14 protein-coding genes and 1 pseudogene are annotated in these 18,914 nt (G+C 72.9%); 6 read left to right on the forward strand and 9 right to left on the reverse strand.

From position 1 onward, the window contains the following. Positions 1–10: 10 nt before the first annotated feature. Positions 11–1,150 carry a TDT family transporter gene (locus tag FCH28_RS32860; protein ID WP_136743854.1) on the reverse strand — a complete coding sequence of 380 codons (1,140 nt, stop codon included), beginning with the start codon at positions 1,148–1,150 and terminating at the stop codon, positions 11–13. A gap of 168 nt (positions 1,151–1,318) precedes the next feature. Here FCH28_RS32860 and FCH28_RS32865 point away from each other — a divergent pair, with 168 nt between their 5' ends. Continuing rightward, positions 1,319–2,263 carry a LysR family transcriptional regulator gene (locus FCH28_RS32865; RefSeq protein WP_136743855.1) on the forward strand — a complete coding sequence of 315 codons (945 nt, stop codon included), beginning with the start codon at positions 1,319–1,321 and terminating at the stop codon, positions 2,261–2,263. 39 nt (positions 2,264–2,302) lie between these two features. On the opposite strand, the gene FCH28_RS32870 is transcribed toward FCH28_RS32865, so the two are convergent. The 7 genes from FCH28_RS32870 to FCH28_RS32900 form a co-directional block, all read right to left on the reverse strand. Beyond that, positions 2,303–4,444: a protein kinase domain-containing protein gene (locus tag FCH28_RS32870; RefSeq protein ID WP_136743856.1), complete on the reverse strand. Its 2,142-nt coding sequence runs from the start codon at positions 4,442–4,444 to the stop codon at positions 2,303–2,305. After that, positions 4,441–6,684, reverse strand: a complete 2,244-nt coding sequence (locus tag FCH28_RS32875) for a protein kinase domain-containing protein (RefSeq protein WP_136743857.1) — start codon at positions 6,682–6,684, stop codon at positions 4,441–4,443. The genes FCH28_RS32870 and FCH28_RS32875 overlap by 4 nt, the downstream gene beginning before the upstream one ends. Before the next feature lie 14 nt (positions 6,685–6,698). Beyond that, positions 6,699–7,610 carry a hypothetical protein gene (locus FCH28_RS32880; protein WP_246103432.1) on the reverse strand — a complete coding sequence of 304 codons (912 nt, stop codon included), beginning with the start codon at positions 7,608–7,610 and terminating at the stop codon, positions 6,699–6,701. 226 nt (positions 7,611–7,836) lie between these two features. Continuing rightward, the gene (locus FCH28_RS32885; RefSeq protein WP_246103433.1) at positions 7,837–8,856 is read right to left on the reverse strand and encodes an acetylserotonin O-methyltransferase; all 1,020 of its coding nucleotides are present in this window, start codon (positions 8,854–8,856) and stop codon (positions 7,837–7,839) included. Between the two features lie 171 nt (positions 8,857–9,027). Further along, entirely contained in the window at positions 9,028–9,738 is a 711-nt protein-coding gene (locus FCH28_RS32890; RefSeq protein ID WP_136743859.1) for a gamma-glutamyl-gamma-aminobutyrate hydrolase family protein, read from the reverse strand. Between the two features lie 82 nt (positions 9,739–9,820). Then, positions 9,821–11,317 (reverse strand): ethanolamine permease, encoded by a 1,497-nt coding sequence (gene eat / locus FCH28_RS32895; RefSeq protein WP_136743860.1) that lies wholly within the window; start codon positions 11,315–11,317, stop codon positions 9,821–9,823. Between the two features lie 102 nt (positions 11,318–11,419). Then, positions 11,420–12,166, reverse strand: a complete 747-nt coding sequence (locus FCH28_RS32900; protein ID WP_136743861.1) for a FadR/GntR family transcriptional regulator — start codon at positions 12,164–12,166, stop codon at positions 11,420–11,422. 73 nt (positions 12,167–12,239) lie between these two features. On the opposite strand from FCH28_RS32900, the gene FCH28_RS32905 reads away from it, so the two are divergent. The 4 genes from FCH28_RS32905 (at position 12,240) to FCH28_RS32920 (ending at position 17,188) form a co-directional block, all read left to right on the forward strand. Further along, positions 12,240–13,607 carry a glutamine synthetase family protein gene (locus tag FCH28_RS32905; protein WP_136743862.1) on the forward strand — a complete coding sequence of 456 codons (1,368 nt, stop codon included), beginning with the start codon at positions 12,240–12,242 and terminating at the stop codon, positions 13,605–13,607. 9 nt (positions 13,608–13,616) lie between these two features. Next, positions 13,617–15,026, forward strand: coding sequence for an aldehyde dehydrogenase family protein (locus FCH28_RS32910; RefSeq protein ID WP_246103435.1), 1,410 nt, complete (start codon positions 13,617–13,619; stop codon positions 15,024–15,026). Next, entirely contained in the window at positions 15,023–15,808 is a 786-nt protein-coding gene (locus tag FCH28_RS32915; RefSeq protein ID WP_136743863.1) for a 3-oxoacyl-ACP reductase, read from the forward strand. The genes FCH28_RS32910 and FCH28_RS32915 overlap by 4 nt, the downstream gene beginning before the upstream one ends. Before the next feature lie 111 nt (positions 15,809–15,919). Further along, the gene (locus tag FCH28_RS32920; protein ID WP_136743864.1) at positions 15,920–17,188 is read left to right on the forward strand and encodes an HAD family hydrolase; all 1,269 of its coding nucleotides are present in this window, start codon (positions 15,920–15,922) and stop codon (positions 17,186–17,188) included. A gap of 39 nt (positions 17,189–17,227) precedes the next feature. Here FCH28_RS32920 and FCH28_RS32925 read toward each other — a convergent pair whose 3' ends face one another. Beyond that, a complete protein-coding gene (locus FCH28_RS32925; protein WP_136743865.1) occupies positions 17,228–18,445 on the reverse strand; it encodes an amino acid deaminase/aldolase in 1,218 nt (405 codons plus the stop codon). A 217-nt stretch (positions 18,446–18,662) separates the two neighbouring features. Between FCH28_RS32925 and FCH28_RS32930 the strand changes: the two are divergent. Further along, positions 18,663–18,914 (forward strand): annotated as a pseudogene (locus tag FCH28_RS32930) (hypothetical protein); the annotation flags it as partial.

The following is an 18,914-nucleotide window of genomic DNA, read 5'->3' on the forward strand; positions in this document are numbered from 1 at the left end:
TCGGAAAGGCCTACCGCGGCGGCGCCAGCAGTGTGCCGCGCGCCAGTCCGGAGCCGGTGCGCGCGGCGGCCACCGCCACCACCGACACCAGCACCGCGTACAGCGCCACCGCGAACCAGCCGAACGCGGTCAGCCCGGTGTGCCGGGCCAGGCCCGCCGCTCCGGTGACACAGGTGCCGAGCGGGAAGGTGAAGCCCCACCAGGTCATCGCGAAGGTCATACCGCCGCGGACCGCCCGCACCACCATCGCCGTCGCGAGCGCCAGCCACAGCAGCGCGAAGCCCATCACGGGCACGCCGTAGAGCACCGCGAACGCGCCCATGGCGTGCGCGTACGAGGCGTCGACGGCACCCGGGGCGGCGTCCGCGAGGTTGTTCACCGCGGTGGTGGACTGGCCCAGCGGGCCGAGCACCAGAAACAGCGTCGGGGTCAGCGCGAGCGGCAGCGGACCGTGCTGGAACAGCCGCCCCACCACCAGCGGCAGCACCAGCAGCGTCGCCAGCAGCGACATCCCGAACATCGCGTAGCAGGCCAGCAGCATCGCCTCCGCCCACTGCCCGCCCGGCAGATGCGGCACCAGGGCCGGGCCGAGCGCCGCCGACACCATCGGGGCGACCACCGGCAACAGCCAGACCGGCGACGCGCTGCCCGGCTCGATACGGTGCCGGGTCACCATCAGATACGGGATCGCCGCGGCCGCGGCCAGCCCGACGAGGGTGCCCAGGATCCACAGCACCGCGTCGGCGGCGAGCGCGGCAGGGCGTCCGATCACGTCCCCGCCGACCGCCAGGGCGCCACCGCCGACCGCGACCAGCGCCATCGACAGGCACCCGTAGAACGGCGCCACCGCCGGGTCCAGTAGCTGCCGGCGCGCCTGGTCGCGGTGCCGGACCCAGTGCACGGTCCGGGCGGCCAGCAGCGTCACCAGCATCAGCGCCGACAGCACCCAGACGGCGGCGTACGCGGGGCGCAGGGCGGCCGCGCCGAACGGCAGGGCGGCGCCGGCGTTGGCGACGGCCGCCGTGCCCATCACGGCGGCGTACCAGTTGGGCCCGAGATAGCGGACCGAGGAGCGCGGCGGGACCGGCCCCCGCGGGGGGCGGCCCGGGGTGGTGCCGGGCCGGGAAGGTGCGTGCGTGAGTGTTGCCATGAGAGAAGCCTGATCGCCCTCGCCCCACCCCACCAGGGACGTTGTGTCTATGAGGGCATAACCTGGGTTTATGTGCAGTGGGTTTTATGGGTCGGATGCGTGGGCGGTGAGGGCTGTGGCCACGGGGCACGCGGCGGCGACCGGCGGCGGCCGGTGGCGGGCCGCGCCGTGACCGGCACCCCGGGCGGCCGTACGCCCGAGCCCGCGGTGCCGCTCTCGCACCGGGTCCCGGACCTCGGCGCGCTGGAACTGCTGCTCGCCGTGGCCCGGCTCGGCAGCCTGGGCCGCGCGGCCCGCGCGACCGGCATCACCCAGCCCGCCGCCAGCAGCCGTATCCGTTCCATGGAGCGGCAGTTGGGCGTGGCACTCGTCGAGCGCTCGCCGCGCGGCTCCCGGCTGACGGACGCCGGAGCGCTGGTCACGGACTGGGCGCGGCGCGTGGTGGAGGCGGCCGAGGCGTTCGACGCGGGCGCGCAGGCGCTGCGCGGGCGCCGCGACTCCCGGCTACGGGTGGCGGCCAGCATGACCATCGCGGAATACCTGCTGCCCGGCTGGCTGATAGCGCTGCGCGCCCAGCGCCCCGGGACCGCCGTATCGCTGCTCGCGGGCAACTCCAGCGCGGTCGCCGAGCGGCTGCTCGCCGGCGAGGCGGACCTCGGGTTCGTCGAGGGCCTGGAGGTGCCCGCCGGTCTGGACGGCACCGTCATCGGCCATGACCGGCTGATCGTCGTCGCCGCCCCGTCCCACCCGTGGACCCGGCGGCGCACCGAGCTGACCGCCGGCGAGCTGGCCGCGACCCCGCTGATCCTGCGCGAGCGCGGCTCCGGCACCCGCCAGGTGCTGGACGCGGCGCTCGCCCGGCACGGCGGTCTCGCCGACCCGCTCCTCGAACTCTCCTCCACCACCGCGGTGAAGGCCGCCGCGGTCAGCGAGGCGGCCCCCTCCGTGCTCAGCGAACTCGCCGTGGGCGAGGAACTGACCGCCCGCCGCCTGGTCGAGATCCCGGTGCACGGCCTCCGCCTCGGCCGCGATCTGCGCGCCGTCTGGCCCAGCGGCCAGCGCCCCGCCGGACCGGCGCGGGATCTGCTGGGGCTGACCCGCCGGGCGCCCTGACGCGCGGTTCGGCGCCCCGCCGGACGGCACCGGCGGCCGCTACGCCTCGGGCACCGAGAAGCAGAAGAGCCTGCCGGACCAGCTGGCGAACAGATGGTCGCCGACGGCGAACGCCGACCAGGACCCGGAGCCGCCGCTGACCGGGTGCTGCCAGACCTGTCTGCCGGTGTCGGCATGGAAGCCGTACAGCCCCTTCGGTCCCGCGGCGAGGAAGAGACCGCGCACGGCGCCCAGGAACTGCAGCGTGCCCAGGCCGGCGCCGGCCGTCCAACGGGTCGTCCCGGTACGGGCGTCGACGGCGTGCAGGACCTTGTCGAGATAGCAGACCGTCGTGCCGGACCGGCCGTAGCCCCGGTTCCCCCGGGCGGCGGTCCGCACGCTCCACAGCGTCTTCCCCGTCGCCGGGTCGAACGCCGCGAGCAGCCCGCTGGTCGCGCCGCTGGCGCCGGTCCCCGGATAGCAGAACAGGATTCCGCCGTCGAGGTTCAAGGACCCCTCGTACATCAGGAACTGACTGTTCGTCGGGGGAAGCCTGGTCGGCTTGCGCCAGAGCGTCTCGCCGTCCGCGGCCTTGAGAGCGAGCAGGTTCATCTCGCCGTCGACGCCGTAGACCACCGTGCCCTTGGCCGGTGGGTGGAGCGCGACCAGGTCCTTCGACCACACGCGGTCGCCGCTGTCCGGATCGACGACGGTGTATCCGTTGAGCATCGCGCTCGTGGACGTCTGCGACTCGTCGCCCCACAGGACCGGTTGACCCGCCGGCGTGGTGCCGACGACCGAGAGGGCGCCCATGTCCGGAGTCCTCCACCGCACCTTGCCGCCCGACGCGTCCAGGCACTGGAAGCGCCCGTTGTCGCCCACGGTGATGACCAGCGAGCCGTTGGCGAACTGCAGGTGCGGCGCGCCGGTCCCGGTCGGTGACGCCGCCCACAGCTCCCTGCCGGTCCGGCCGTCGAACGCGTGCAGCTTTCCGTCCGTCCGTACCGTGTAGACGCGCTTGTCGTCGGCGCGGGCGGCGGTGTTCTGGCCGCTCAGGTCCTGCCACAGGAGCTTGCCGGTGGACCGGTCGAAGCAGCACCCCGACGTCCGCCCCGCGCACAGCAGCGTGGTCGGGGTCACCGAGAGCAGCGACAGGTCGGACTGCGGGAGGTCCTTGGACCAGGAGAGCGCGGGGACCGGGGGCGCGTCCTCGTCGCGCGAGCGGAGGAGGAGGGCGGTGCCGCCCCCGGCCGCGGTGACCGCCAGCGCCGCGCCACCGATCAGCAGCCGCCGCCGGCTGAACAGGGCCGGCCGCACCTCGTCGTGGAGGCTCCGCTCCGACTCGGCCACCTGGAGTTCGACCGCGCCGAGCCAGCCCGCGGTGGTCGCCGGACGCAGCCACTCCTGCAGCTGCGCGACGGCCGGCCGCCGGGCCGGGTCCTTTTCCAGGCAGCCGGCGACGATGCCGAGCAGGGCGTGCGGGACGCCGTCCAGCTCGGGCGCCTCATGGGTGGCGCGGTAGAGCAGCGCGTGGACCGCGCCGGTGCCGAAGGGCGGGGTGCCGGTCGCCGCGTACGCGAGCACGGCGCCGAGGGCGAACACATCGCTCGCGGCGCCGAGTTCGGCCCCGGTCGACTGCTCGGGCGACATGAAGCCGGGCGACCCGATGATCTGGCCCTCGGCGGTGAGCACGGTTCCGTCGACGGCCCGGCTGATGCCGAAGTCGATGACCCGGGGCCCGTCGGCGGTCAGCAGGATGTTGGACGGCTTGAGATCGCGGTGGATGAGTCCCGCGCGATGGATGGCGGCCAGTGCCTCGGCCAGCCCCGCGCCGAGCACCCGCAGGGTGGCCTCGGGCATCGGCCCGTGGGCCGCGATGGCGTCGGTGAGCGAGGGGCCGGGGATGTAGGCGGTGGCCAGCCAGGGCTGCGGTCCCTCGGGGTCGGCGTCCACGACGGGCGCGGTGAAGGCGCCGCCGACCGCGCGGGCCGCGTCCACCTCGGCCTTGAAGCGCCGCCGGAAGTCGGGATCGGCGCTCAGCTCGGGGCGTACGACCTTGACGGCGACCGCCCGGCCGCTGCGGGACGCGGCCAGGTGGACCCGGCCCATGCCGCCCGCGCCGAGTTCCCGGATCACCCGGTACGGGCCGATGTGCGTGGCGGCGGCGTCCGCCTGCGTCGGCGGCGTTGCAGGAATGGTCATCGGGAGTCGCTCCGGAAGGCGTGGAGGGTGGTGTCGGATGCGGCGTAGATGGTGGTGCCGGTGGTCTGCACCCGCCACGCCTGGCTCTTGTTCTTCGATTCGGGGCCCTGGTGCGCCCAGCGGACCTTGCCGTCGGCGGCGCCCAGCACGAGGAAGCCCGGGGTCTCGGCGCTGAACGTGGGGACCGCGAGGAGCGACGACGTGACGGCGGGGCCCGGATCGATGGCACCGCCGGGGTCGAGGGTCAGCGGACTCGTGGTGTGCCACAGCTGTTTGCCGCTGCGGGTGTCCAGGGCGAAGACGGTGTGCTCGTCCCCCACGTAGGCCCGGCTGCCGAGAACCGTGGTGGGGTTGAGGGTGGTCGGCTGGTCGACGGCGGTCCACAGCCTGCGGCCGTCGGAGGCGCGGAACGCCTGCACCTTGGTACTGGTGACGAGCACCGCGTTCCCGTCGGTGGCCAGGCGCGGGTAGTCACCGGGCCGGAACGCCTTCCTGACCGTCCAGTTCACCTTGCCGCTGCGCAGGCCGAGGCCGAGCACCTCGCCGTTGTCGAGCAGGAAGCAGGTGCGCCCGTCGGAGTGGGCGCGGAAGTCGGAGCCGGCCACTCTGCGGGACCACAGCACCTTTCCCGAGGCGATGTCGACGGCGTACACGCCGTAGCCCTTGTGGCCGCCGGTACCGAGGAGGGCCACCGAGTCGGCGACGCAGAAGACGTGCTCGATGTGGTCGGCGGAGGCGTAGGCCCCGTCCTCCGGATCCGACGTGGTGACCGGATGGCTGAACTTCAGCTTGCCGTCACCGTCCAGCCCGAGCAGATGGCCGCGTTCGCCACCCCAGGCCGTGGCGTACAGCGTCGATCCCTCGACGCCGAGCCACTGCGGCTTGCCGTTGGCGTCGGACGGCACACGGGGATCGGCCGTCCACCGTTCCTTGCCGTTCGCGGTGTCGTAGCCGATCGCGGTGCTCTGGTCCCACTGCACAAGGGTGTCGCCGAGGAGCCGCAACTGGGAGCCCGACAGGGGACGCAGCGGGCTCGACCACTGCGGCTTCGGCCCCGCTGGCACCTTGGGGGCGGGGCGGCCGGTGCTGCCACGGGCGGCGCCGCCCGCCCGGCCCGCAGGCTTCGACGGCCGGCCGACCAGGGCCGTGGCGCCCGCGGCCGCCGCCGCGGTGCCGCCGGCCGCCGCGATCCACAGGAAGCGGCGGCGGCTCGGCCCGCTCAGGGCCGCCGTGACCAGCGGAGTCACCGGCATGGGAGGTGCGGTCGCCAGGACCGCGGCATGCGCCTCCCGTTGGGCGAGGTCCGCCCGCAGGCCCGGGGTGAGCAGCGCGGACGATTCGGCGGGCCCCAACGCGGCCAGCAGGGCGTCGACGGCCGGCCGGGCGGCGGGATCCTTCTCCAGGCAGGCCGCCACCACCGGACGCAGCGCGTCGGGTATGCCGGTCAGCCGCGGCGGGGCGTGCACGGCCCGGTAGAGGACCTCGGCCGTGCTTCCGGAGCCGAAGGGGCCACGGGCGGTGGCCGCGAAGACCAGGACGCAGCCGAGGGAGAAGACGTCGGCCGCGGGGCCCGCGTCGCGGCTCGACACGATCTGCTCGGGAGCCATGAAACCGGGCGTCCCCATCACCGCGTCGGTCCGGGTCAGCTGCGTAGCGTCCACCGCCCGGCTGATACCGAAGTCGATGACCCGGGGCCCGTCCGCGGCGGCCAGTACGTTCCCGGGCTTGAGGTCGCGGTGGACGAGGCCGGCGGAGTGGATCGCGAGCAGCGCCTCCGCGAGGCCGGCGCCCAGACCGCGCAGGGCCGGCTCGGGCAGCACACCGAAGCGTTGTACGACGTCGTGCAGGGACGGTGCGGGGATGTAGGCGGTGGCCAGCCAGGGCTGCCGGGCGTCGGCGTCCGCGTCGAGCACCGGCGGGGTGAAGAAGCCGCTCACCCTGCGGGCGGCCTCCGCCTCGCGCCGGAAGCGCCCGCGGAAGTTCGGCGCCTCGGCGTACTCCGGCCGTATGACCTTCAGGGCGACCAAGCGCGAGCCGGGCGACCTGGCCAGGAAGACCCGGCCCATGCCGCCCTCGCCCAGCAGCTGGAAGACCTCGTAGGGGCCGATACGGGCCTGGCTCTGCTGCTGCGGGGCCGGGGCGGCCGGGGTCGGTGGCTGGGGAAGCGTGGTGGGCGGCTGCGGGAGTGTGGTGCGTGTCCGCGGGACCCTGGGGTCCTCGCCGTGTGCGGGGATGTTCACCTCGTCGCGGCGGGTCAGCGGATCGAGCCGAGTACGTCGCGGGCGGCGGCGACGGCGGCGTCCTCGGACTGCTTCTCGCCCTTGGCGGAGTCCCTGGTGTCGTAGCTGTAGTCCACGGTGATCACGGCGTTGCCGGAGCGGACGATCACCTGCGCCTGCGCCAGGCTCCCCAGCTTCTTGTCGACGGCGTGGACGACATGGGCCTGGTCGCCGAGGTCGCCGACCGACCGGGAGTCGGTGGTCGTCTGCATGTCCTTCAGAGCGGTGAGCGCGCTCTTCTTGTACATGTCGTACATCCCCTTCGACCCCGGGCCGACCGAGAGGTGCACGCTCATGTTCAGCATGGAGCCGCCGGAGCCCATGCGGGTCTCCCAGCGCGGCATCCTGGTGATCATCGACGCGATTTTCGACTTGTCGAGCTCCGACGGCACGCACTCGGTTCCGGGCGCGATGCGCGCGAGCGTGGCCGGCTTGATCAGGTCACACCCTTCGGGCGCCTTGGTGTAGGTCTTCCCCACGTCCTCCGGGGCCGGCGGCCGGGCGCCGCCGCCCGTGGCGCCCGGGGGCCGCCCCGCCACGGTGCTCTCCCCGTCGCCGCCCGACATGGCGACGACCACGCCGACGACCGCGGCCACGGCGAGCGCCGCGCCGCCCCCGATCAGCCAGGCCCGCGCACCGGCCCGCGGCCGCCCGGCGGCCGGCGCACCGTCCTGCCGCGGCCCCGCCGGGACCTGCTGCGACCAGGCCGAGGGCGCGCCCGGCGGCCGGGCCGGGACCGGGGGCGGCACCTGGGCCTGGGCCGCATGGGCCTGGGCCGCATGGGCCGGTGCCGCAGGTTTCGTTTCCGCCGTTCGCTGCGGGAGCGGCCGGGTGGGGCCGGTACGGGCGGGGCCCTGCTGGGGGTTCATCTGCGGGGTCTCACTCACGGGGTAGCTCGCTTTCCGTCCGGTTCTCGACGTCGGGACGGCAGCGGCCGTCCCGTGGGCCGGACCCGGGGCGACGGCGCACCGGGGGCCCGGTGCGCCGTGCCAGACACTCTCGTGAGGAGTTGCAATGCCGATGAAATCCCGCTGAAGCGGGAAGCGCGGGGGACCGGGGCACGTGCACCGGCACTTCGCCCGCCCGAGACCCCCCGCTCCCCGCCGCCCCCGCTCAGGGCCTGACCGCGACCACCGCGCCGTCCGCGCCGGGCCCGTCGAAACGCACCGTCCGTACGCCCTCGAACCCGGCGTCCGTCAGCCACGCCCCGTACTCCGCCGCCGTGTAGTTCCGCCCCCAGGTGCTGACCAGCATGTTCAGGCTCATCAGCGCGGGCAGCAGCGGCCCGTCCTTGGTGTCGTCGACCAGCAGTTCACTGATCAGGATGCGGCCGCCGGGAGGCAGCGCGGCGAAGCACTTGCCCAGGATCATCCGGTTGGTCGGCTCGTCCCAGTCGTGCAGGATCTGCGAGAGCAGCACCGCGTCATGCCCGCCCGGCAGCTCCGCGTCCCGCAGGAAGTCGCCCGGCACACAGTCGACACGGTCCGCGAGGCCGGCACCGGCCACCGTCTCGCGGGTCAGCTCGCAGACGAACGGCAGGTCGAAGACGGTGGCGCGCAGCCCGCCGTACGCCCGGCAGAGCTCGATGTCGTACGCGGCCCCGCCGCCGCCCACGTCCAGCAGCCGGCGCACCGGAGCGAAGTCGTAGACGGCGGCGAGCGCGCGGGCGCTGGTGGCGGACAGCGCGTACATGCTCTTCCAGAAGTTCGCCTTCAGCGCCGCGTCGTCGGCGTCGAACATCGACTCCGCCGCCTCGGGGTCGAAATTGGTGGGCGAGTCGGTGCGCAGCGCCTCTTCCAGCCGCATCCAGCCGGTGTAGCGCCGGTCCAGGGACAGTACGGCGTCCCCGAAGTAGTCCGGCCGCCCGCGCACCAAGTACGCCTCGGCCTCCGGGGTGTTGGCGTACCCCGCGCCTTCCCGGCGCAGCAGGCCGAGCGCCGCGCAGACCGTCAGCAGCTGCTCGGCGGGCCGCTCCGCGAGGCCGTTGCGGGCCGCGACCTCGGCGACGGTGGCGCCGGGCGCGGCCGACAGCTGCGAGAACAGATCCATCCGGGTCGCCTCGGCGAGCGCCTTGGCGGCCCACACCCCGGTGACGATCTCCAGCAGACGCTTCGGTGACCGGTGATTCGTCAACGGGGCCTCCTCGGGCCGGGGCGGGACCGGGCGCGGTGCTGTCACACCGTCATGGTCCCGCCCCTCGCGGGAGTTCGCGACATTCAAGGGTCGACCGCCGAGGTGGCGGCGGGTGCCAGGAGTACTCGGCGGCCAAGGCCACGGCGGTCGACTGAAGTCTGACGCAGCCGCTCACCCCACCGGGGACGCCCCGCGTGCCGCCGTTACCAGGGCGTCCATGACGCGGGTGTCGTCCCCGGCCTCCGGGTGCCACTGCACGCCCAGGGTGAAACCGCGTGCGTCCGGCAGTTCCAGGGCCTCGACGGTGCCGTCCTCCGCGTATGCCGAGGCCAGCAGTCCGCTGCCGAGCCGGTCCACCGCCTGGTGGTGGTACGTCGGCACGGAGACCGGCTCGGGGAGGGCGCCGGCCAGCAGCGTTCCGGGGCAGGGCTTGACGTCGTGCCGCTCGAAGACCCCGGGCGGGCCCGCATGCCCGTCGACATGCTGGATGAGCGTGCCGCCCAGCGCGACGTTCAGCAGCTGCATCCCCCGGCAGATGCCCAGCATCGGCACCCCGGCGGCCAACGCGGCCTCGATCAGGGCGAGTTCCCAGGCGTCCCGGTCCAGGGACGGCGGGCCGGTACGGGGGTGCGGCTGCGCGCCGTACCGTGCCGGCGCCACATCCGCGCCGCCGGCGATCACCAGCCCGTCCAGCCGCGTCACCACCGCGGCGGCGGTCGCCGGATCACCCGGGGGCAGCAGCGTGGCCAGGCCGCCCGAGCGCTGCACCAGCTGCGGATATCCGGCGGGCACCAGCGCGGCCGGCAGCGTCCAGACGCCCCAGCTGGCTTCCTGCTGATAGGTGCTGATGCCGATGAGGGGCTGGGACAACGGGGCCTCCATTACGTCCGGGGTCCAGGGCGGACCGGGGGAAAGGTCGGGGCCGGCCGGGGGGTGCCCGGCCGGCCGTGGGGACGGATGACGACTAGTCGCGTTCCAGCTCGGCCTCCGCCGCCGCCAGCGCCGCGAACTCCTCCTCGGGCGCCGCGGCCACCAGACGGTGCCGGGAATAGAAGGCGAAGTAGGCGAGCGCCACGACGTAGACGCCGAGGGCGATGAAGGCGGCGTCCTTGTCGACCAGGAACGTCGCCACCAGCGCCGAGCAGGCCAGGACGAACGCGACGGACGAGGTCAGGATGCCGCCGGGGGTGCGGTAGGGGCGGTGCAGACCGGGCTCGCGGCGGCGCAGCACCATGTGCGAGAGGGCCATCAGAGCGTAGGAGATGGTCGCGCCGAAGACCGCGACGTTCAGCATCCGCGCGCCGTCCCCGGTGGCCGCGGCGAGCGCGAAGCCCAGGGCGCCGGGGACCAGCAGACCGAGGTAGGGGGCCTTGCGGCGGCTGGTGAGGGAGAGGAAGCGGGGGAGGTAGCCGGCCCGGGAGAGGGCGAACAGCTGCCGAGATCCGGCGAAGATCAGGGAGAAGAAGGAGGCCACCAGGCCGGCGAGCCCCGCGTAGTTGACGATCCGGCCGACGGTCGTCGGCTTGCCGTCCGGCTGGAGCGCCTGGACCAGCGGGTCGCCCACCGACTGGATCGCGGCGCTGCCCCGGGCGCCGGTCGCGGCGACAAAGGTGATCAGCGCGAGCAGCAGCAGGATGCCCATCGCGGCGGCCATCGCCTTCGGCAGCGAACGCGCCGGGTCCTTGGTCTCTTCGGCGGCCAGCGGGACGCCCTCGATGCCGAGGAAGAACCACATGCCGAACGGGAAGGCGGCCCAGATGCCGAGCAGTCCGAAGGGCAGCCAGGAGTTCGCGCCGAAGGCACCTTCCTTGACCGGTATGTCGTTGAGCGAGTCCACATGGAAGTCGGTGAGCGCGGCCAGCGCGAAGACGACCAGCGCGGCGACCGCCACGGCGGTGACGATCAGGCTGAAGCGCAGCGCCTCGCCCACGCCCCACAGATGGATCCCGATGAAGATCACGAAGCAGGCGAGGTAGACCGGCCAGCTGGAGTGCAGGCCGAAGAGGCCGAGCGATTCGACGTAGTCACCGATGAAGATGGAGATCGCGGCGGGCGCCAGGACGTACTCGATGAGGATCGCGGTACCGGTCAGAAAGCCGCCCCAGGTGCCCAGCGCGCGCCGGGCGAAGCCGTAGCCGCCGCCGGCCGTCGGCAGGATCGAGGCCAGCTCCGCCAGCGCGAAGACCAGACAGGTGTACATCAGGCCCATCAGCACGGAGGCGATGGCCAGGCCGCCGAAGCCGCCCTGCGCCAGGCCGTTGTTCCAGCCGGAGAAGTCGCCGGAGACGACATAGGCGACGCCCAGGCCGGTCAGCAGCAGCGGTCCCGCGCTGCCCCGGCGCAGGGTCCGCCGTTCCAGATAGGCGGCTCCATCCGGCTCGGTTGCCGTGGTGCCGCCCGGGGCGGCGGCGCCCTGGGCCGCGCCGGGCGGTGCGGTCTGCGATTCCGTGCTGTCGGCCATGAGCCGCTCCTGCCTCGCCGAAGGGATGTCCGGAGTAAAGGTTTGGGGGCACACCTTTGCTGTCCGTGGGCTTCAGCGCAAGACCCGTGCGTAAAAGACTGGTTACGTCAGGGACTCGCTCGTCGCGGGGGAGGCGAGGAATCCGCGCAGCAGAGCGGCGGTGCCGCAGCAGTGCTCCCGCATCACCTCGCGCGCGCCGTCCGCGTCGCCCTCCAGCACCGCCTCCACCAGAGCCGTGTGCTGCGTCTGGGAGTGCTCCAGGTTCCGCACCAGGAGCGGAATGCAGTCCAGGAGATCGTTCACGGTCGCCCGCACCGCCGCGTACTGCGCCGCCAGCGACGCCGAACCGGACAGCTCGGCGAGCGTCAGATGCAGCATGGTGTCCCGCCTGCGGTAGTCCGCCAGCGGTGCGTCATGGGTCGCCGCGAGCGCCGACCGCAGCCGGCCCGCCTCCTCGTCGGACAGCCCGTGCGCCGCGCACAGCCCGGCCGCGCCCACCTCCAGCACCTCCCGGAAGCGCAGCGTGTCCTCGACGTCGACCTTCTCGATCCGGCGCCGCAGCTCGGCCTCGCCCGGGTGCTCCGTGCGCGGCCGTACGAACGTGCCGCCGTAGCGCCCGCGCCGGGACTCCACCAGGCCCTCGTCCTGAAGGACCTTGAGCACCTCGCGCAGCGTCACCCGGCTTATCTGGAGCCGCTCGGCCAACTCCCGTTCCGCGGGCAGCCGTTCGCCCTGCGGCACCAGCCCCAGCCGGACGATCTGGAGTATCTGCTCCAGCGCCTCCTCGAAACCATTGCCGGCCCGCACCGGCCGCAGCACCGGAGCCAGCCGATCCGCCGCACCGTCCATCGGAACCCCTTCCCAATCAATGGTTCGTATGCCTACCTTATGCACTCCGGATGCAGTGACAGGAGGCAACACCGTGGCAGACCGCACGCCCCCACTCTCCGTCGAGGAGCTCAGAGCCCTCGTCGACGCCGGGGAGATCGACACTGTCGTCCTCGCCTTCACCGATATGCAAGGCAGGCTCCAGGGCAAGCGCTTCGCCGCCCGCTTCTTCCTCGACACCGTCCTGGAGCACGGCACGGAGGGCTGCAACTACCTCCTCGCGGTCGACGTCGACCTCAACACCGTCGACGGCTACAAAATGTCCTCCTGGGAACGCGGCTACGGCGACTTCGCGATGCACGGCGACCCCGGCACCCTGCGCCGCACCCCCTGGAACCCCGGCACCGCCCTGATCACCGCCGACCTGGCCTGGCACGACGGCTCCCCGGTCGTCGCCTCCCCGCGGCAGATCCTGCGCCGCCAGCTCGACCGCCTGGCCGAGCGTGGCTGGAGCGCGTACGCCGGCACCGAGCTGGAGTTCATGCTCTTCAAGGACACCTACGAACAGGCCTGGTCGCGCGGCTACCGCCAGATGAACCCCGCCAACCAGTACAACGCCGACTACTCCGTCCTCGGCACAGGACGCGTCGAGCCGCTGCTGCGCCGCATCCGCAACGAGATGGGCGCGGCCGGCATGACCGTCGAGTCCGCCAAGGGCGAGTGCAATCTCGGCCAGCACGAGATCGTCTTCGTCTACGACGAGGCCCTCACCACCTGTGACCAGCACAGCATCTATAAAACCGGCGCCAAGGAAATCGCCGCGCAGGAGGGCATGGCGCTCACCTTCATGGCGAAATACGACGAGCGCGAGGGCAACTCCTGTCATATCCACCTCTCGCTCCAGGACGAGGACGGCCGGCCCGTCATGGCCGACGACGCGGGTCCGTACGGCATGTCGCAGACCATGCGGCACTTCCTCGCCGGCCAGATCGCCGCGATGCGCGACTTCACGCTCTTCTACGCGCCCAACATCAACTCCTACAAGCGCTTCCGCCCCGGCTCCTTCGCGCCCACCGCCGTCGCCTGGGGCCCGGACAACCGCACCTGCGCGCTGCGCGTCGTCGGCCACGGCCGCTCGCACCGCCTGGAGAACCGCCTGCCCGGCGGCGATGTGAACCCCTACCTCGCGGTCGCCGCCATGGTCGCGGCCGGCCTGTACGGCATAGAGAACGAGCTGGAACTCCCCGAGGCGACCACCGGCAACGCCTACACCGGCGACGCCGCGCACGTCCCCACCACGCTCCGCGAGGCCGCCGAGCTGTGGGAGAGCAGCCCGATCGCCCGCGCCGCCTTCGGCGACGAGGTCGTCGACCACTACCGCCACATGGCCCGCGTCGAGCAGGACGCCTACGACGCCGCCGTCACGGACTGGGAGCGCTTCCGCTCCTTCGAGCGCATGTAAGGAACCACTGTGTCGAATGGCCTGAACGGTCTGCACGGGCTGCCCGAGCTGAACATCCTCAACCCGGCCACCGAGGAAGTGGTGGCCACCGTACCCACCACCTCCGCCGCCGAGGTCGACGCCGCGGTCCGGCGGGCCGCCGCCGCCCAGGAGTCCTGGGCCGCCGTGGCACCGGGCGACCGGGCCCGGATCCTGCGCCGCTTCGCCGACGTCGTCGACGCCCACATCACGCCGCTCGCCGAACTGGAGCTGCGCGAAGCCGGCCACCCCCTGGGCAACGCCGAGTGGGAAGCGGGCAACGTCCGCGATCTGCTGCACTACGCCGCCGGGGGAGTGGAGCGCCTCACCGGCACCCAGATCCCGGTCTCCGGCGGCCTGAACATCACTATCCAGGAGCCGCTCGGCGTCGTCGCCGTCATCGCCCCCTGGAACTTCCCGATGCCGATCGCCGCCTGGGGCACCGCCCCCGCGCTCGCGGCCGGCAACGCCGTCCTCCTCAAGCCCGCCGAGACCACCCCGCTCACCGCGCTGCGCCTCGCCGAGCTGGCCCTGGAGGCCGGCCTGCCCGAGGGCCTCTTCCAGGTCCTGCCCGGCGAGGGCCCGGTCACCGGCAGCGCCCTCGTCGACCACCCCGGCGTCGCCAAGGTCGTCTTCACCGGCTCCACCGCCACCGGCCGGCAGATCGCCGCCCGCTGCGCGGCACAGACCAAGCGGCTGACCCTGGAACTCGGCGGCAAGAGCCCCAACATCGTCTTCGCCGACGCCGACATCGAGGCCGCCGCGGCCGCCGCCCCCGGCTCCTTCCTCGACAACACCGGCCAGGACTGCTGCGCCCGCAGCCGCATCCTCGTCCAGCGCTCGGTCTACGACCGCTTCATGGAGCTGCTGGAACCGGCCGTCAAGGCGTTCACCGTCGGCGATCCCCGCGACCCCGCCACGCAGATGGGCCCGCTGATCTCCGCCGCCCAGCGCGAACGGGTACGGTCCTACGTCCCCGAGGACGCCCCGGCCGCCATCCGCGGCGAGGCCCCCGCCGGCAAGGGGTTCTGGTACCCGGCCACCGTCCTGGAGGGACGGCCCGAGGACCGTACCGCCACCGAGGAGATCTTCGGCCCGGTCGCCGTCGTCCTGCCCTTCGACGACGAGGCCGACGCGATCCGGATCGCCAACACCACCGACTACGGCCTCTCCGGCTCCCTCTGGACCCGCGACGTGGGCCGCGCGATCCGCGTCTCGCGGGCCGTCGCGGCGGGCAACCTCTCCGTCAACTCCCACAGCAGCGTGCGGTACTGGACCCCCTTCGGCGGGTTCAAGCAGTCCGGACTCGGCCGCGAGCTGGGCCCGGACGCGCTGTCCGCCTTCACCGAGACCAAGAACATCTTCATCAGCACCGAGCTCAGCACAGAGGAGTCCAAGTGACCGACCAGACCGCCGTGTGCCGCCGCCTCGTCGGCCGTACCGCCGTCATCACCGGAGCCGGCAGCGGGATCGGCCTGGCCACCGCCCGCCGGCTGGCCTCCGAAGGGGCCGACGTCGTCTGCGCCGACATCGACGAGAAGGCCGGCAAGGCCGCCGCCGAAGAGGTCGGCGGCATCTTCGTCCAGGTCGACGTGACCGACTCCGAGCAGGTCGAGGCGCTCTACAAGACCGCCTACGACACCTACGGCTCGGTCGACATCGCCTTCAACAACGCCGGAATCTCGCCGCCCGACGACGACTCGATCCTCACCACCGGGCTCGACGCCTGGAAGCGCGTCCAGGAGGTCAACCTCACCTCCGTCTACCTCTGCTGCAAGCACGCACTGCCCTACATGCAGCGCCAGGGCAAGGGCTCCATCATCAACACGGCGTCCTTCGTCGCCGTCATGGGCGCCGCCACCTCCCAGATCAGCTACACCGCCTCCAAGGGCGGCGTGCTGTCCATGTCCCGCGAACTGGGCGTGCAGTTCGCCCGCGAGGGCATCCGGGTCAACGCCCTGTGCCCCGGGCCGGTCAACACCCCGCTCCTGAAGGAGCTGTTCGCCAAGGACCCCGAGCGCGCCGCGCGCCGCCTCGTGCACGTCCCCGTCGGCCGGTTCGCCGAGCCCGAGGAGATCGCCTCCGCCGTCGCCTTCCTCGCCAGCGACGACTCCTCCTTCGTCAATGCAGCCGAATTCCTGGTGGACGGCGGCATCGCGGGCGCGTACGTCACCCCGCTCTAACCGCCTGCTGTTCACTTCCGTGTAACCGCTCCGGCAGCCGGGTGTCGATCGACGCCCGGCTGCCGTGCGGTAGCGTCCGCCCTCGATCTTCCGTTCGACAGGAGTGCCTTCATGCTCAACAAGCGTCGCTGGCTGGCGGCGGGTGCCGCCCTCGCGGTCGTGGGAGGCGGCGTCGCGGTCGCCCAGACGGCCACCGCGGGCCCGGCCCCGCACACCTGCCCCCGGCTCGATGTCTCCAAGGACTGGTACGGCGAGAACCGCGCCAAGCTGCAGAAGATGATCGACGAGCGGGGCAGCTGCTCCGGATCCGACGGCGCGCGGCCGGTCGCGACGTTCGACTGGGACAACACCGTCGTGAAGAACGACGTCTCCGACGCCACGCTGGCCTGGGTGCTGCGCAACGACAAGGTGCTCCGGCCCGCGAGTTGGAAGGCCACCAACAAGTGGATGACGGATGACGCGCACCGCGCGCTCACCAAGGCCTGCGGCACGTCCGTACCCGTCGGCCACCCGCTCCCCACCTCCAAGAACACCGCCTGTACGGACGAGATCCTCGACGTCTACCAGGACGCCAAGACCTCCGGCGGCAAGGCCGCGTTCGAGGGGGAGTGGAACCACCGGCGCACGGTCCCCGAGTACGTCTGGATCACCCAGCTGTTCGCCGGACACAGCCCGGCCGAGCTGACCCGGTTCGCCAAGCAGGCGCGCGCGGAGAACCTCAAGGCGCCCATCGGCACCGAACAGACCGTGGGCACCCACAAGATGGCGGGCTACATCCGCTACTACGAGCAGCAGAAGGACCTGATCCACACGCTCAAGAAGGCCGGCTTCGATGTGTACATCGTCTCCGCCTCCGCCGAGCCGATCGTCCGCGCCTGGGCCCCCGGCGTCGGTATCCACCGTGACCACGTCATCGGTATCCGCAACGTCGTCAGCGCCGGCAAGCTCACCACCGGCGTCCAGGGCTGCGGCGACGTCAAGGACACCAACGGCGAGGTCCTGACGTACATGGACGGCAAGCGCTGCTGGATCAACAAGGAGATCTACGGCGTCAAGGGCGCCAGGGCCTGGCAGCAGCAGGACCCGGAGCACCGCGCCGCCTTCGCGGCCGGTGACGCCGAGACCGATGTCACCTTCGTCTCGGACGCCACCGCCGGGCGGCTGGCCATCAACCGCAACAAGCCCGAGTTCATGTGCCGCGCCTACGACAACAGCGACGGCCGCTGGCTGATCAACCCGATGTTCATCGAGCCCAAGCAGCAGCAGACCAAGCTGTACCCCTGCGCGACCGAGGGCTATGTCCAGCCGGACGGCACCCTCGCCCCGGTCCACCGCCCCGACGGCTCGGTGATCCCCGACCAGAAGGACACCGTGTACTGAAGGCGCTGAGCAGCGTACGAGGGCGAGGGCCGCACCAGGTCAGAGGAAGGTGCGGCCCTCGCCCCGGTACGTCGGCACCGTCTCCACCACCCGGTCCCCGTCGATCAGCCGCAGTTCCGCGAACCGCTCACACAGCTCGCCGGCCTTCGCATGCCGGAACCACACCTTGTCGCCGATCCGCAGGGCCTCAGCGGCCGGCCCGAGCAGCGGCGTCTGCACCTCGCCAGGACCCTCCTGCGGGTCGTAGCGCAGCCCCGCCGGCAGATACGGCACCGGCAGCCGGTCCGGGCCCGCGGCGCCCGACGCCGGATAGCCACCGCCCAGCACCGTCACCGTCCCCGGCCCCGGACGGCGCACCACCGGCTGGGCGAACAGCGCCGCCGGACGCCCGCTGAACGAACGGAAGTTGTCGAACAGCCGCGGGACGTACAGCCCCGAACCGGCCGCGATCTCGGTGATCGCCGCCTCCGCGGCGGTGTGCTGCACACTGCCCGTGCCGCCGCCGTTGACGAACTCCAGCCGGGGGGCCACCGCGCGCACCGCCCGCACGGCCTCCCAGCGCCGCTGCGCCAGCTCCTTGCGGGCCGCCGCCTGCATCATCCGGATGGCCCGCGAGAACACCGGCTTGCCGGCGACCTCGTCGCCCACGCCCGCCACATGCCCCTCGTACGCCATCAGCCCGACCAGCCGGAATCCGGGACGCCGCGTCACCGTCCCCGCCAGCGCGGCCAGTTGGGCGGGCCGGCGCAGCGGCGACCGGCGGGCGCCGACCCGGACCCTGCCGCCCATCAGGTGGTAGGAGGTGTCCAGTTCCAGACATATCCGCACCTCCTCGCCGCCGCCGGCCGGCCGTACCGCGTCGATCAGATCCAGCTGCACCGGATCGTCGATCATCACCGTCACCGCCGCCGCGAGCTTGGGATCCCCGGTCAGCTCGGCGAAGCCCGCCCGGTCCGCCGACGGATACGCCAGCAGGACGTCCGTGAAGCCCGAACGCGCCAGCCACAGCGACTCGTCGAGCGTGAAACTCATGATCCCCGCGAAGCCCTCGCGCGCCAGCACCCGCTCCAACAGGGCCCGGCAGCGCACCGACTTGCTCGCCACCCGGATCGGCTTGCCCTTCGCGCGACGCACCAGATCGGCCGCGTTGGCATCGAAAGCCTGCAGGTCGACGACGGCCAGCGGCGCGTCGAGGTGCGCGGTGGCCCGGTCATAACGGGCTTTGTCGCCATCCGTGTGCGCGGTGTGCCGGTGCATGGCGGCAGCCTGCCAGACCTGGCTACCACTGGGTAGGGGACGGTTCGCGACATCGTGACCGCCACATCATGGACGTGGGTTGGAGCGGTGGCCGCACCAGCCCGTAGAGTGGCTGGACGCCGCAGGCAGCAGGTCAACGGCGGGATGTCCGGATACGAACCAGCCTGCCCCGAATGCCGATCGGCCCCGGGGACCAGCGGCGCGAGGGGGAGCGCGGGTGAGCACCGACGCCGATTACGCCAACGCGCATCGTGTCCCACCGATACCCCCGCAACCGCCCCGGCGGCCCACCGCCACCCCGCCCGCCGACGACCCGCAGACCACCGTTCTGCGCCCGGTGCCGTCCGACCCGTCGGTCCCGCCCCCGGCCACCGCCGCGCGGCGCCCCCGGCCCGGCGCCCCCGGTGGCACGCCGCCCACCGGCCCGGTACCCCCCGCCGCCCCGCCGCAGCCCATGACGCCGCCCGCG

The sequence above is a fragment of the Streptomyces piniterrae genome (genome assembly GCF_005048155.1).
GTDB classification, from domain to species: Bacteria; Actinomycetota; Actinomycetes; order Streptomycetales; family Streptomycetaceae; genus Streptomyces; species Streptomyces piniterrae.